This is a genomic window from Arthrobacter sp. zg-Y820 (assembly GCF_030142155.1).
Classification (GTDB): Bacteria; Actinomycetota; Actinomycetes; order Actinomycetales; family Micrococcaceae; genus Arthrobacter_B.
The window spans coordinates 87,798-101,169 of record NZ_CP126247.1 but is presented as its reverse complement, the minus strand read 5'-3'; the positions used below and the strand labels follow the sequence as shown (position 1 = coordinate 101,169).

Sequence of the window (13,372 nt, the reverse complement as noted above, 5' to 3'; positions counted from 1 at the left end):
TCGATGCTACGTGTCCAGCGCGTGCTTAAGGAGCATGTTCGCCCTAGGCGTGACCACAGGCCCCGGAAAGTCCCCGGGGCCATGATCCGCTCTAGCCCTGGGCAGCCCGGTAGGCTTCGATGATTTCGCTGTTCACGCGTCCGCGTTCCGAAACGGTGTACCCGTTGTTCCGGGCCCACTCGCGGATCTGCGCCGCTTCATTGTTGCGTGCCGAACCCGTGCTGCGGGGGCGGCCGGTGCGTCCGCCCACTTTGCGGCCGGCATCAAGGTACGGCTTCAGGGCCGCACGAAGATTCTTTGCATTGTCGGTCGACAGATCGATCTCGTACTGTGAGCCGTCCAGACCGAACCGGACGGTCTCATCCGCACTTCCAGCATCGAGGTCATCGACCAGAATGATTTTTACCTTTTGCGCCACGACAGGCTCCTAAGCAGTTAAACCGGGAAAAAACGATAATGAGACCACTTAGAGTATGGCGCAATTTTGAATGCCCCGTCAAAGCGTAGTCGGCGATTTAATTACTTTCTTTTTCAGATGCCGAACTACTTGCTTCCCGATCTGCCGCCAGATCAGCTTCACGTTCCGCTTCAGCCAGCGCTTTTCGTTCTGAACGGTCCGCATTCAGCAGGGCCTTCATCGCAAAATAAAAGAGACCTCCGACACAGATTGAGGGCAGTAGAACTTCAACGTATTCCATGGTCTAACCCATTTCCGGCTTTAGGAGGGGGAACAAAATTGTTTCCCTGATACCCGTGTTCGTGAAAAGCATCACAAGGCGGTCAATTCCGAGACCGATACCGCCCATGGGCGGTGCACCGTATTCAAGGGCACGCAGGAAGTCCTCGTCAAGGGCCATGGCCTCGTCATCGCCGTCGGCCGCCCGGAGGGACTGCTCGGTCAGGCGTTCGCGCTGAATGACCGGATCAATGAGCTCCGAGAACGCGGTGCCTCGTTCCATGCCGCCGATGATCAGGTCCCAGGCCTCAATCAGGCGCGGATCATTTCTGTTCGGCCGGGCCAGCGGCTGGGCCGAGGGCGGATAATCGTAGACGAACGTCGGCTGGATAAGGGTTGGTTCCACGATTTCGCCGAACAGTTCCACTGCGAGTTTCTCGGCGTCCCATTTCGGATCCACCTTGACCTCGTGCTTTTCGGCAACGCGGCGAAGGGTTTCGGCGTCGGTATCCGGTGTGATTTCCTCGCCCACGGCCTCGGACAGGGCGGGATAAACGGACAGCCACTTCCATTCCCCGTCGAGGTCGATTGTTCCGGCCTCGGTCTCAATCTGCCGGCTGCCCACCAGATCCGCACAGTGCAGGATGATTTCCTTGATCCGGTCCGCCATGACGAACTGGTCGGCATACGCCTCGTAGCATTCCAGCGTGGTGAATTCGGGGCTGTGCGTGGAGTCCACGCCCTCGTTGCGGAAGATCCGCCCCAGTTCGAAGACCCGCTCGATCCCGCCGACGACCGCCCGCTTCAGGTACAGCTCGGTGGCGATGCGCAGGGTCATCTTCTGGTCGAAGGCGTTCAGGTGCGTCTCAAAGGGACGGGCTGCCGCTCCGCCGTGGACCAGCTGCAGCATGGGAGTTTCCACTTCCACGTAGCCGTGGCCGTGCAGGGTGTCCCGGACGCCGCGGATGATCGCGGCCCGCTTGTAGACCATCTCGCGTGCTTCGTCGCGGACCATCAGGTCCACGTAGCGCTGCCGGACCCGGGTTTCTTCATTCAGGCCGGCGTGCAGCACGGGCAGCGGGCGCAGGGCCTTCGAGGCCATCGACCAGGAATCCGCCATGACGGAAAGCTCGCCCCGGCGGGAGGAGATGACCTCGCCGCGGACAAAAACGTGATCCCCGAGGTCGACCAGGGCCTTCCAGTCCGCCAGCGACTCTTCGCCGACGACGGCCAGGCTGAGCATGGCCTGCACCCGGGTGCCGTTGCCCTCCTGGAGGGTGGCAAAGCAGAGTTTGCCGGTGTTGCGGATGAAGACCACGCGGCCGGTGACGCCGACGGTTTCGCCGCTGGTTTCGTCGGCCTGCAGGTGTCCGAACTTCTCCCGGACCTCTTTCAGGGAATGGGTGCGCTCCACGCCCACCGGGTAGGCTTCCGAGCCCCGGGCGATGAGGCGGGCCCGCTTCTCGGCGCGGATGCGCATCTGCTCGGAGGTGTCGGCTGCTTCGGGAACGGAGTTAGATGTGGTCACAATACTTAAGTTTACAGAGCCGCGCGGCGGAGGTTTACGGCAGACCGCCAGCCGGTTCACGGCGGGCGCACAGATCAGTGGGCTACGGACCCTCTCCGGCTGCGGGCGCCAGGGGCAGGTTGTCGATCAGCCGCACCGATCCGATGCGCGCGGCCAGGAGCGCCAGCGCAGGCTTTCGCAGCGGCCCGCTCCCGGCGGGCAGCGGCTGCAGCGTCTGCGGATCCACGATGTCGAAGTAGTCCAGCTCCACCAGGGGTTCGGTTTTCACGAGTGCGACGGCGGCGGCCAGGTCCGGAGGTGCGCCGGCAGAGACCCGGTGCTGCAGTGCAAACAGGGCGCGGGACAGGACCGTTGCCGCCCGCCGGTGCTCCGGGTCCAGGAAAACGTTGCGGCTGGACTCGGCCAGCCCGTCGGCGGCGCGCACCACCGGCACTCCCACGATGTCCGCCGGGAAGTTCAGGTCAGCGGCCATTCGGCGGATCAGCGCCAGCTGCTGGGCGTCCTTTTGCCCGAAGTAGGCGCGGTAGCGCGCCGGCCGGGCGGGCTGGGCGTAGTGCAGCAGCTTGGCCACCACCGTGAGCACACCGTCAAAGTGTCCGGGCCGGGAGGCTCCCTCGTAGCGGGCTCCCAGCTCGCCGGCGCTGACCCGCACCAGCGGCGGGCCGTCCGGATAGACCTCCGCCTCCGACGGCGCGAAGACCAGGTCCGCGCCGGCGTCGCCAAGCAGTTCCACATCCGCCTCGAGCGTGCGCGGATAGCGGCGCAGGTCATCCTCGTCGTCGAACTGCAGTGGGTTGACGAAAACCGAGGCGACGACGACGTCGTTCTCGGCCCGCGCGGCCTCCACCAGGGCGCGGTGGCCGTGATGGAGCGCGCCCATGGTCGGCACCAGTCCGAGCGCGGGAGGTTGGACACCGTCGCGGCCGGTGCCGCCGGCGGCAGCCAGCGCCTCGGCAACGGCAGCCCGCAGGTCCGCTGCCGTGCGCAGCACCAGCGGCGTGCTCACCGCGGTCCTTCCGCATCCAGGGTCAGGGCATCGATGACGGCCTGGCCGCGGGCCGCACTGAGCAGCCCGCGGTCGATGGCCCGGCGTGCGGTGGCCAGCGACAGGGCGCGGTAGGTGTCCCGGAGGTCGGCGCTGTCCTGGTCGGCCATTTCGCTCAGGTGCGCCGCCACCGTGCCGGCGTCCCCGCGCGCCACCGGGCCGGTCAGCGCATGCTCGCCGGAGGCAAGGGCGTTTTCCAGGGAGGCGCGCATCAGCGGACCCAGCAGGCGGTCCGGAAATTCGACGCCGATGTCCTTGAGCAGCTGCGTGGACTGCGCGGTGATGGTCACCAGGTGGTTGGAGGCGTGGGCCAGGGCCAGGTGGTAGTTGACCCGGTCGGCCTCATCGATGACCACCGGTTCGGCGCCCATTTCCACCACCAGGGCCTGCGCGATGGGCAGCACGGCGGTGGGGGCGGTGACGCCGAAGGAGCAATCGGCCAGCCGGGTCAGGTCAAGGCTCATCCCGGTGAAGGTCATGGCCGGGTGCAGGGCCAGCGGAATGGCCCCGGCCCGGCGGGCGGGTTCGAGGATATCGGTGCCGAATCGGCCCGAAGTGTGCGCCACCAGCTGTCCGGCCTGCCAGGCGTTGGTGGCGGCGAGCCCGGAGACCAGCGGCCCCAGGGCGTCGTCCGGCACTGCCAGCAGCACCAGCTCGGAGCGCTCCACGATTTCCGGAATGTCCAGGACGGGAACGCCGGGCAACAGGTTGGCAGCACGTTCGCGGCTTTCCTCACTTACCGCAGAGACGCCGACGACGGCATGTTCGGCTGCGCGCAGGGCAGCCCCGAGCACTGCCCCGACCCGCCCGGCACCGATGACCCCGATGCCGAGCCTGCCCCGCCGTCGTTTTTCGGCGGTGCTGGCGTCAGCGCTGTTCATGGGGGTGCTCCTTCGAAACGGTGTTGCTGATGGCGTGGGGGTTGATGCTGCCGGGGTCAACCGGTCCGGAACCTGTTGCCTGGTTCCAGCGGCCGCTGCGGTCACGGCGCCGGGCTTCGCGGGCCCGGACCGCCTGCTCCAGGAACAGGCCGCGGACCGTGGCGGCATCGATTTTCCGGATCCGCGGATGCACCGGCCCGGGGGTGGAATGCAGGACCAGGTCGGCGGTGCCGAAGCGCCGGCGCAGCGGACCCTGCTCCAGCGACATGGACTGCGTGCGTTCATGCGGAACCACTGAGAGTGCCCGCCACAGGGCACCGCTGCGGACCAGCAGCGCCGTTTCCGTGAGGGCGAAGCCGTTGCGCCGCCAGGCCAGCGGTGCGATCCAGCGGGCGCGGCGGGGTGTGGTCGTGAAGCCGTCGCCGGAGTCCCGGCCGGCGATTCCGGCGGTGAAGACATCCAGCGGCCGGTCGGTGCCGGGCTCGAGCAGCACCAGGGCGAGGATGGCGAAAACCTCTTCCAGGGTTCCGGCCGGAAGCAGCTTGGTGCGGGCCTGTCCTTCGGACGTGGCCGCATCGCCGTAACCGGCCACGTTGACCGAGACGCGGTACCAGCCGGTGAGCCGCCAGAGCGGCGACTGCTTGACGGCCACTGCCTGGATCCGGCCCGGCGGGACGGTCTGGGTTCGGGTGTCCAGCAGCCCGTAGCGCACACGGATTCCGTCCCGGGACACCGAGGCGCGGAAATTGAACGAGGTGGAAAACTCGGTCCAGTAGCCGCCGACGGCGCCGAAGAGCAGGGGGAACAGGATGGCCAGGCTGACGGCCTCGCCGGTGACGGCAGTGAGGATGGTGACGCCGGCGACGCCGGCCAGCAGGAACAGGGTGGTTCCGGAGAGCAGGGTGGCGGCTATGACCCGCCCGGGACGCAGCTCCAGGATCGGCTGCTCCGGAGCCTCAACGGGTCCCGGAACCTGCCGTCCGCCCGGAGGGACGTCAGCGTCCTCGCCGCCGGCGCCCGCTTCCGCTGCGCCGGAGGCCCGGTCCAGGATCATGGTCCGCAGCTGCTGGGCGTCGTCGAGTTTGAGGAACGCCAGCCGGACGGCGGACTCACCGGCGTCTGCCACCTCGAAGCGCAGTTCGGCCAGGCCGAAGAGCCGTGCCAGCAGGGGCTGGACAATGTCGATGGCCTGAACGCGGTCCAGGCGGGCTTGGCGCTGCTGGCGGAATACGACGCCGGAGTGGACCCGCACGTGGTCATCGGTCACTTGATAGCGCGTGAACCACCAGGACAGGAAGAAGACGGCGGCGATGATCAGCAGGATCGCCGCGAGGATGCCAATGCCGATCAGCAGCACAGTGCCGTCGGGTGCGGGCGCGGTCCTGCCCCCGCCGCCGCCGCCGTCGTCCCTGCCAACGCCGATCAGGTCCTCGACCAGGTTCCGGCCGAACACAAAGGCAATCGCGGCCAGGGCTATCCAGCCGCGCACCAGGGGCGACACCGGGTGGACGCGGGCCCATTCCCCGCTGCGTGGGATGCTCACAGCCCGGCCAGCTGCGTTTCGCCGCGTTCGGACAGGTGCTCGCGCAGGCGGGCCCCCTCGGACGCCGGCAGGCCCGGCAGGACGGCGTTGGTGCCGGGCGCCGCGGTGTGCAGCTTGAGAGAGCACAGGCCAAAGGCCCGTTCCAGGGGACCGACCGTCACGTCCACGTACTGCATCCGGCCATAGGGAACCACCAGCGTGCGCTGGTAGAAAATGCCGCGCCGCAGCAGGAAGTCCTCGTTGCGTTCGGCGTAGCAAACCGCGCGCACCTGCCGCGGCAGCAGGGCTCCGCGCCACAGATAGGCCGCTGCGACCACTGCCGGCAGGCCCCAGGCCAGCCAGCTCGGAGCCGAGGGCCACACCCCGGCAGCCCGCAGGATCAGCGGGGTGCAGGCCAGAGCCACGGTCAGCAGGGCTTCGACGGCCCAGCCGATGAGGCGGACGGTGAGGTACCGGGGCGAGATGTGCTCCCAGTTGATTCCGTCCGGATCGATTGCTTCGCTAGGCATATTCTCCGTCTCCCGGTTCACGTCTGGTGTCCGGGCCGGCAGCGGTGCCGCCGTGCCCGTTGGAGTCGTCCGGTGGGGGGAGCCTGCAAAACCGCTCCACCAGAAGACCGACGGAGATCATAAGAACTCCTCCGGCGATCATAGCCAGCGAGGACCACGTGGCGCTGTGCCCGGGACGAAGGGACCACAGGGGTACCTGCTCCAGGAAGATGCCGGCGTGCCAGCCCAGCAGCAGCGACCCGGCGTAGGCCGTTGCCTGGGCCAGGACCAGTGTCCGGGCGGCGGCGATCGGGTCCAGCTCGCGGTTCCGGTTGCCCTGCTGCCAGCGCCGAACGCGCAGGCCCAGGATGAGGGTCGCGCCGGAGATCAGGAGGACGGCGAGCAGCCCGTACACGCTGAGGACGGGCGCGGGCAGGGAATTGCGGACGGCCCAGTAGTTTCCCAGCCAGCCAACAATGCCGGCGGCCGCCGCGATGACGGCGAGCCAGCGGTATTTAATGCTCGACACGGCCGGATCAGTCTCCCTCGAAGATTTCCAGTCCCGGCAGATCCTCGGCACTGGCGGCGAGCTCGGCGACCGGGGTGCCTGACAGCACGGCGTCCGGATCCATCCAGGCCCAGGGCTGCAGCACGAAGGCACGGGTGTGCGCCCGCGGATGCGGAAGGGTGAGGGTTTCGTCGTCGAGCACCAAGTCGCCGTAGGTGATGATGTCGACGTCGAGGGTGCGCGGCCCCCAGCGCACCTCGCGTTCCCGGTGGTGCGCGTTTTCCACGCTCTGGCAGTGGGCCAGCAGGTCGTGGGGCGGCAGGTCGGTTTCCACGGAGACCACCAGGTTCAGGTAGTCGGGCTGTTCAGGCCCGCCCACCGGACGGGTCCGCACCACCGGCGACACCGCCTGGAGCCGAACGCCGGGATGGTTGGCCAGTTCGGCCACGGCGAGGGAGAGCGTGTCCCGGCTTTCGCCGAGATTGCTGCCCAGGGCGAGGACCGCGGTCACGGCCCCGGCGCCGGTCACAGCCGGTCCCGGTGGATGGTCACTGAGACATCGCCGAAGGGAACGGTGATGGGTGCCTGCGGTTTGTGGACGGTGACGTCGACGGCGCTGATGCCGGCAAAGCCGTCCAGGACGGCGCCGGCGATGCGCTCGGCCAGTGCCTCGATCAGGTTCAGCGGTTCGCCGGCGATGATGGCGGCCACCTGCTCAGCGAGTTCGCCGTAGTGGGCGGTCAATGTCAGGTCGTCGCTGAGGCCGGCCGGCCGCAGGTCGGCGTGCAGCACCACGTCCACCACAAAAGGCTGGCCGTTGCGCCGCTCGTCGTCGAACACTCCGTGGAATCCCCGTGCGGTTATTCCGGTCAGGGTGATGGTGTCGCGTGCGCGGGTGCGGGTGGCTGCGCTGCCGGCTTCCATGTCTATGCCTTCCATGCTGCTGTGGTCTTGACGGCGTCGAGGCTCGGGCCGACGTTGTGCACCCGGACGCACCAGACGCCGGAAAAGGCGGCGAGTGCGGTGATGGCCACCGTGGCGTCGTCGCGTTCCAGGGGCGGGGCCGCTTTGCCGGAGCGGGCCAGCAGGGAGCCGAGGAAACGCTTCCGGGAAGCGCCGATGAGGACCCGGTGGCCCATACCGTTCAACTTGTCGATGCTGCGCAGCAGTTCCCAGTTGTCGTTGCCGTGCTTGGAGAAGCCCAGCCCGGGATCGAGGATGATCTGCTCAGGAGTTGCTCCGGCGGCGTAGAACTGGTCCCGGAGCTTCGTCAGCTCGGTGATCACGTCATCGACGACGGAGTCGTACTCGGCGTGCGGGTCGCTGCTGCGGACGGCGCCGCGGCTGTGCATCAGCACGTAGTGAGCCCCGGTGCGCGCGATCAGCGCCGGCATTGCGGGATCCACCTCCAGGCCGGAGACGTCATTAATCAGGGCGGCGCCGGCCTGGATGGCCTTTTCCGCCGTTGAGGCGTTCATCGTGTCGACGCTGACCAGCGCACCGGCCTTCACGAGCGCTTCCACCACGGGCAGGATCCGCTGCTGTTCTTCCTCGGCGGTCACCCGCACCGAGTCGGGCCGGGTGGACTCCCCGCCCACATCGATGATGTCGGCGCCGTCGCAGTGCATTTTCAATCCGGCCTGGATGGCGGAGTCGGCCTGCGCAAACTGTCCGCCGTCGCTGAAGGAATCCGGGGTGACGTTGAGGATCCCCATCACCAGGGTGCGGTCGGTCGGCAGGTCTTCGAACCGGCGGGCCCGGGCGGAACGCACCAGCGGCAGCGGTGACGTCGCAGGCCCGGTTCCGGGAGCGGCGGCTAGTGAATCCATGGGGTGGGGGCGTCCTATCGTCCGAGAATGAGGCTCATTGCTTCTGCGCGGGTTGCGGTTTCCCGCAGCTGGCCGCGGACGGCCGAGGTGACGGTCTTGGCTCCGGGCTTGCGCACTCCGCGCATTGACATGCAAAGGTGTTCACATTCAATGACAACTATGGCACCGCGGGGGTCAAGGTTGTCCATCAGCGCGTCCACGATCTGCGTCGTCAGCCGCTCCTGAACCTGCGGGCGCCGCGCGTACACGTCCACCAGCCGCGCCAACTTGCTCAAACCGGTGACCTTGCCGTCCCTGGACGGAATGTAACCAATGTGCGCGGTGCCGTGGAAGGGCACCAGGTGGTGTTCGCAGGTGGAGAAGAACGGGATGTCTTTCACCAGCACCATCTCCTCGTGTTCAAGGGAGAAGGTGGTGGCCAGCAGGTCAACCGGACTCTGGTGCAGGCCGGCGAAGATTTCGGCGTACGATTTGGCGACCCGTTTGGGGGTGTCCTGCAGCCCCTCCCGGTCCGGGTCCTCCCCGATTGCCAGGAGGATCTCGCGGACCGCCTTTGCAATCCTGGGCTGGTCCACCGGGGCCAGGGAATCGGAGATGTCCTCCGCGGTCAGTTCATCGTCGAAATCCGTCACTGGTCGATCCTACCGTGACTGTCCCGGCGGCCGCCCCGGTGCCCCGGTGCCCGGGCGGATCCCCGGTTCCTTCCGGGACCGACGCACAGGGAGCCGGACGCAAAGGTGGCCCGGCATCATGCCGGGCCACCTTGTTTCATCGGTCGTTGTTTCAGCGGTCGTTCTGCGCCGAACCGTTAGTGCCGTCGGTCCGGTTGGCGGTGCCGCCCGGCCCGGCGTGGCCGGATCCGCTGCCCTCGGGATGCGTCAGCCCGTTGCTGGACACATCGAAGTCCTGCGGCAGATCGGCGTCGGCAATCTGATCCTGCGGGGAAACGGTGTCCGGATTCGGCTGGCCGTTGGCCGCGGCCTCGCGCCGCTCCTTGGCGGACACCACGGGAGGCAGGGTGTGGACCTGGCGGGTGGGCTTGGAGAGCCACACTTCGCGGACGTCCCGCTTGCGCACGTCCGAGAAGACCTCGGCAATTTCGGCCTGGTTCAGGGTCTCGCGCTCCAGCAGCTCCAGGGCCAGCCGGTCCAGGACGTCCCGGTTTTCCGTCAGGATCTGGTAGGCCTCGTCGTGGGCGTTGTCCAGCAGGCGCCGGATTTCCTCATCCACCACGTACGCCACCTGGTCGGAGTAGTTGCGTTCCTGCCCCATGTCGCGGCCCAGGAACGGTTCGCCTCCGCCGCTGCCGAGCTTCACGGAACCGATCCGCTCGCTCATGCCGTATTGCGTGACCATCTTCCGGGCCGTGGCGGTGGCCTTTTCGATGTCGTTGGACGCGCCGGTGGACGGATCGTGGAAGACGATCTCTTCGGCCACCCGGCCGCCCATGGCGTAGGCGAGCTGGTCAAGCAGTTCGTTGCGCGTGATCGAGTACTTGTCGTCCTGCGGCAGCACCATCGTGTAGCCCAGGGCGCGGCCGCGGGGCAGGATGGTCACTTTGGTGACGGGGTCGGTGTTGCGCAGGGCAGCAGCCACCAGGGCGTGGCCGCCCTCGTGGTAGGCGGTGATCTTGCGCTCGAGTTCCTTCATCACCCGGCTGCGCTTCTGCGGTCCGGCGATCACGCGGTCGATGGCCTCATCCAGTGCCCGGTCATCAATGAGCTGGGCGTTGGAGCGGGCGGTCAGCAGGGCTGCCTCGTTCAGGACGTTGGCGAGGTCAGCACCGGTGAAGCCCGGCGTCTTGCGGGCCACGATTTCCAGGTCGACGCCCTCAGCCATCGGCTTGCCCTTGGCGTGCACCTGCAGGATGTGCAGGCGGCCCTGCATGTCCGGAGCGTCCACGCCGATCTGCCGGTCAAAGCGGCCCGGGCGCAGCAGCGCCGGATCCAGCACGTCGGGGCGGTTGGTGGCGGCAATCAGGATGACGTTCGTGTTGCCGTCGAATCCGTCCATTTCCACCAGCAGCTGGTTCAGGGTCTGCTCGCGTTCGTCGTTGCCGCCGCCGACGCCGGCACCGCGGTGACGGCCGACGGCGTCGATCTCGTCGACGAAGATGATGGCCGGGGAATTGTTCTTGGCCTGCTCGAAGAGGTCGCGGACGCGGGACGCGCCCACACCCACGAACATCTCGACAAAGTCGGAACCGGAGATGGAGTAGAACGGAACTCCGGCCTCGCCGGCGACGGCGCGGGCCAGCAGGGTCTTACCGGTGCCGGGAGGGCCGTACAGCAGCACGCCCTTGGGGATTTTGGCGCCCACGGCCTGGAACTTGGCCGGATCCTGCAGGAATTCCTTGATTTCGTGCAGTTCCTCCACGGCCTCGTCAGCTCCGGCGACGTCGGCGAAGGTAACCTGCGGCATGTCCTTGTTGGTCAGCTTGGCCTTGGACTTGCCGAACTTCATGACCTGGGAGCCGCCGCCCTGCATGCGGGAGAGCAGGAACCAGAAGATGACGCCGAGGATAATGAACGGCAGGAACAGGCCCAGGAAACTGGTGAACCAGTTGGTCTGCACCGGCTGGTCGGTGAAACCTTCGGCGCCGGATTCGTTCACGGCTTCGACAATGTCCTGACCGCGGGCGGTGCCAAAGTAGAACTGCACGTTCTCGCCCTGGTCCTGGCCGCTGCTGTCCTTGTACTCGTCTTTAAGCGTCAGGTCGACCCGCTGCTCGCCGTCGTAAATCTTGGCCTGCTCCACCTTCTGGTCCTTGAGCAGCTGCAGGCCCACGCTGGTGTCCACCTGGGTTGCCCCGCTCGTGGAAAGGCTGGGAAGAATGAGTACAAGAAGGGCCACTGCCAGGATTATCCAAAAGACCGGCCCCTTGAAGAAGTTCTTAGATTTCATTCGTCGTCAGGGCGCAAGCCCCGTCCCTCCTGATCAACAACGCTGATAATGCGCGAAATATACTTCAACTAGCTATACACCGTTACCTGAAAGAACACGTCCCGAATACCCGGAAAGTTCCCTCTGGGCGTAGCACGTCGGCGTGATGCTGATCGCTGACGCAAAACCGGACGGCAGCCCGCGGGCCGCCGTCCGGTGCGCTCCAGCGGTGCTGTTTACTCGTAAACGTGCGGCGCCAGGGTTCCAATGAAATCGAGGTTGCGGTACCGCTCGGCAAAGTCCAAGCCGTAGCCGACAACAAACTCGTTGGGGATCTCGTAGCCCACGTACTTAACGTCGATTTCCACCTTCGCGGCGGTGGGCTTGCGCAGCAGGGTGCAGATCTCAACGCTGGCCGGTCCGCGGGACTGCAGGTTGGTGCGCAGCCAGGACAGGGTCAGCCCGGAGTCGATGATGTCTTCGACGATCAGCACGTGCTTGCCCAGCAGGTCCGTTTCCAGGTCCTTGAGGATGCGGACGACGCCGGAGGACTGAGTGCCGGAACCGTAAGAGGACACGGCCATCCAGTCCATGGTGACGTGGCTGTGCAGGGCACGGGAGAGGTCAGCCATGACCATCACGGCGCCCTTCAGCACACCAACCAGCAGGACGTCGCGTCCTGCGTAGTCGCGGTCAATCTCTGCTGCGAGTTCGGCAACCCGCGTTTGGATCTGTTCCTTCGTGTAGAGAACGTGCTTGAGGTCTGACTGGACGTCGTGTGAATCCACGAATGGCTCCCGGGTACGAGATGTTGCAGCTGTATTTTAGGTGCTGCTCTTTTTCCTAAAGACAAGATTGCCATAGCCGGAGCCGCCTTGGGGAACCGGATTAGTGCGCACCTGCCGGTAGACGCTGACTTTGCCCACCAGTTCCACCGGCCCGGCGGAGCCGACGCGCCGAAGCAGCGCCTCGACCGAACGCAGCCGCTCGTAGCTGGGCTGGGCGCCGCCCAGTTCCACCGCGGCCAGAGCCAGGACGCGCTGGCGTATGGCGGGAGCCAGTTTCCGCAGCGGCGCTTCGGGCAGCAGAATCGTGTCGGGATCCGGTTTCTGCGCATCGGTTTCGGCCGCTTGCGGAACCCGCAGCCGGTCGAAGGTTTCGGCGCTCACCGCGTCAAGGTAGTCGGCGTCGTTCGCCAGGATACGTGAGGAACGGAACAGTGCCTCGGCGATTCCCGGGCCCAGTTTCTCTTCCAGGAAGGGCAGGACTTCCGCCCGCACCCGCGACCGGGCAAAAGCCGGATCCGAGTTGGAGGGATCGAACCAGGGGTCCAGGCCCTCGCTTTCGCAGATTTCCTCCGTCTCGCTGCGGCGCAGGCCAAGCAGCGGCCGCAGGTACTTGCCGCGGACGGCGCGCATCCCTGCCAGGGACCGGGTGCCGGAACCGCGGGCCAGGCCCAGGAGCACCTGTTCGGCCTGGTCGTCCAGGGTGTGGCCCAGCAGCACGGCGTCGGCGCCGGTCTCTTCCACGGCGGCGTCAAGGGCCGCGTAGCGGACGGTCCGGGCGGCGGCCTCGGGCCCCATGCCGGTGGCCGGCACCGAGACGGTCCGGACCTGGACCGGATCCAGGCCCATGCCGCGGAGCTTCTCCGCCGCCGAAGCGGCAACTTCCGCGGATCCGGGCTGCAGGGCGTGGTCGACGACGACGGCGCCCACCCGGTAGTCTCCGCGCCGGGCGAAGAAGGATGCCGCTTCAGCCAGGGCCAGCGAGTCCGGTCCGCCGCTGCACGCCACCAGCAGCAGCGGCGGCGGCGTGGACGCGGTGCCGCGGGGCGGCAGGCCCGCGGCGTCAAGGGCGTCACGGATCATGTTGCGGGCCTTGCCGAGCGTCGGGTTCAGCCGCTTGCGGGGGCGGTTCCCGGAAGCCGGGACGGAAAACCCGGAGCCGGAGGGGTCGGTTGCTGACAGGTCAGGTTGCATCGGCACGTGCGG

The 13,372-nt window shown here is 67.1% G+C and carries 15 protein-coding genes; all 15 read right to left on the bottom strand.

Annotation, left to right across the window (positions count from 1 at the left end; translation table 11 throughout):
- Positions 1-91: 91 nt before the first annotated feature.
- The 15 genes from QNO08_RS00485 to tilS all read right to left on the bottom strand — a co-directional run bounded on the left by QNO08_RS00485 (position 92) and on the right by tilS (position 13,360).
- On the bottom strand, positions 92-418 hold the full coding sequence (locus QNO08_RS00485) for a histone-like nucleoid-structuring protein Lsr2 (protein ID WP_229966564.1): 327 nt from the start codon (positions 416-418) through the stop codon (positions 92-94).
- A gap of 97 nt (positions 419-515) precedes the next feature.
- Complete coding sequence (locus QNO08_RS00480) at positions 516-698, bottom strand: hypothetical protein (RefSeq protein WP_229966563.1); 183 nt, start codon at positions 696-698, stop codon at positions 516-518.
- Between the two features lie 3 nt (positions 699-701).
- Positions 702-2,156 carry a lysine--tRNA ligase gene (gene lysS, locus QNO08_RS00475; RefSeq protein ID WP_229966689.1) on the bottom strand — a complete coding sequence of 485 codons (1,455 nt, stop codon included), beginning with the start codon at positions 2,154-2,156 and terminating at the stop codon, positions 702-704.
- 130 nt (positions 2,157-2,286) lie between these two features.
- Positions 2,287-3,210, bottom strand: coding sequence for a pantoate--beta-alanine ligase (gene panC / locus QNO08_RS00470; protein ID WP_229966562.1), 924 nt, complete (start codon positions 3,208-3,210; stop codon positions 2,287-2,289).
- Entirely contained in the window at positions 3,207-4,130 is a 924-nt protein-coding gene (locus tag QNO08_RS00465; protein WP_229966561.1) for a Rossmann-like and DUF2520 domain-containing protein, read from the bottom strand. The genes panC and QNO08_RS00465 overlap by 4 nt, the downstream gene beginning before the upstream one ends.
- Positions 4,117-5,673 (bottom strand): PH domain-containing protein, encoded by a 1,557-nt coding sequence (locus QNO08_RS00460; protein WP_229966560.1) that lies wholly within the window; start codon positions 5,671-5,673, stop codon positions 4,117-4,119. The genes QNO08_RS00465 and QNO08_RS00460 overlap by 14 nt, the downstream gene beginning before the upstream one ends.
- The gene (locus QNO08_RS00455) at positions 5,670-6,182 is read right to left on the bottom strand and encodes a PH domain-containing protein (protein ID WP_229966559.1); all 513 of its coding nucleotides are present in this window, start codon (positions 6,180-6,182) and stop codon (positions 5,670-5,672) included. Before QNO08_RS00455 ends, QNO08_RS00460 begins: the two co-directional genes overlap by 4 nt.
- The gene (locus QNO08_RS00450) at positions 6,175-6,690 is read right to left on the bottom strand and encodes a DUF3180 domain-containing protein (RefSeq protein WP_229966558.1); all 516 of its coding nucleotides are present in this window, start codon (positions 6,688-6,690) and stop codon (positions 6,175-6,177) included. Before QNO08_RS00450 ends, QNO08_RS00455 begins: the two co-directional genes overlap by 8 nt.
- Before the next feature lie 7 nt (positions 6,691-6,697).
- On the bottom strand, positions 6,698-7,198 hold the full coding sequence (folK, locus tag QNO08_RS00445; RefSeq protein WP_229966557.1) for a 2-amino-4-hydroxy-6-hydroxymethyldihydropteridine diphosphokinase: 501 nt from the start codon (positions 7,196-7,198) through the stop codon (positions 6,698-6,700).
- On the bottom strand, positions 7,195-7,608 hold the full coding sequence (gene folB, locus QNO08_RS00440) for a dihydroneopterin aldolase (protein ID WP_284155625.1): 414 nt from the start codon (positions 7,606-7,608) through the stop codon (positions 7,195-7,197). The genes folK and folB overlap by 4 nt, the downstream gene beginning before the upstream one ends.
- Complete coding sequence (gene folP, locus QNO08_RS00435) at positions 7,596-8,498, bottom strand: dihydropteroate synthase (protein ID WP_229966555.1); 903 nt, start codon at positions 8,496-8,498, stop codon at positions 7,596-7,598. Before folP ends, folB begins: the two co-directional genes overlap by 13 nt.
- A 14-nt stretch (positions 8,499-8,512) precedes the next feature.
- Entirely contained in the window at positions 8,513-9,130 is a 618-nt protein-coding gene (folE, locus tag QNO08_RS00430; protein ID WP_229966554.1) for a GTP cyclohydrolase I FolE, read from the bottom strand.
- 151 nt (positions 9,131-9,281) lie between these two features.
- Positions 9,282-11,402 (bottom strand): ATP-dependent zinc metalloprotease FtsH, encoded by a 2,121-nt coding sequence (ftsH, locus tag QNO08_RS00425; RefSeq protein WP_229966553.1) that lies wholly within the window; start codon positions 11,400-11,402, stop codon positions 9,282-9,284.
- Between the two features lie 215 nt (positions 11,403-11,617).
- Positions 11,618-12,169 carry a hypoxanthine phosphoribosyltransferase gene (gene hpt / locus QNO08_RS00420; protein WP_229966552.1) on the bottom strand — a complete coding sequence of 184 codons (552 nt, stop codon included), beginning with the start codon at positions 12,167-12,169 and terminating at the stop codon, positions 11,618-11,620.
- 36 nt (positions 12,170-12,205) lie between these two features.
- On the bottom strand, positions 12,206-13,360 hold the full coding sequence (gene tilS / locus QNO08_RS00415; RefSeq protein WP_229966688.1) for a tRNA lysidine(34) synthetase TilS: 1,155 nt from the start codon (positions 13,358-13,360) through the stop codon (positions 12,206-12,208).
- Positions 13,361-13,372: the final 12 nt, after the last annotated feature.

Bases quoted from the DNA above. Each gene is read 5' to 3' on its own strand.
- ftsH (WP_229966553.1), bottom strand. From the start codon at position 11,402: ATGAAATCTAAGAACTTCTTCAAGGGGCCGGTCTTTTGGATAATCCTG.
- folP (WP_229966555.1), bottom strand. From the start codon at position 8,498: ATGGATTCACTAGCCGCCGCTCCCGGAACCGGGCCTGCGACGTCACCG.
- lysS (WP_229966689.1), bottom strand. From the start codon at position 2,156: ATGCGCATCCGCGCCGAGAAGCGGGCCCGCCTCATCGCCCGGGGCTCG.
- QNO08_RS00455 (WP_229966559.1), bottom strand. From the start codon at position 6,182: ATGCCTAGCGAAGCAATCGATCCGGACGGAATCAACTGGGAGCACATC.
- QNO08_RS00480 (WP_229966563.1), bottom strand. From the start codon at position 698: ATGGAATACGTTGAAGTTCTACTGCCCTCAATCTGTGTCGGAGGTCTC.
- QNO08_RS00465 (WP_229966561.1), bottom strand. From the start codon at position 4,130: ATGAACAGCGCTGACGCCAGCACCGCCGAAAAACGACGGCGGGGCAGG.
- tilS (WP_229966688.1), bottom strand. From the start codon at position 13,360: ATGCAACCTGACCTGTCAGCAACCGACCCCTCCGGCTCCGGGTTTTCC.
- folB (WP_284155625.1), bottom strand. From the start codon at position 7,608: ATGGAAGGCATAGACATGGAAGCCGGCAGCGCAGCCACCCGCACCCGC.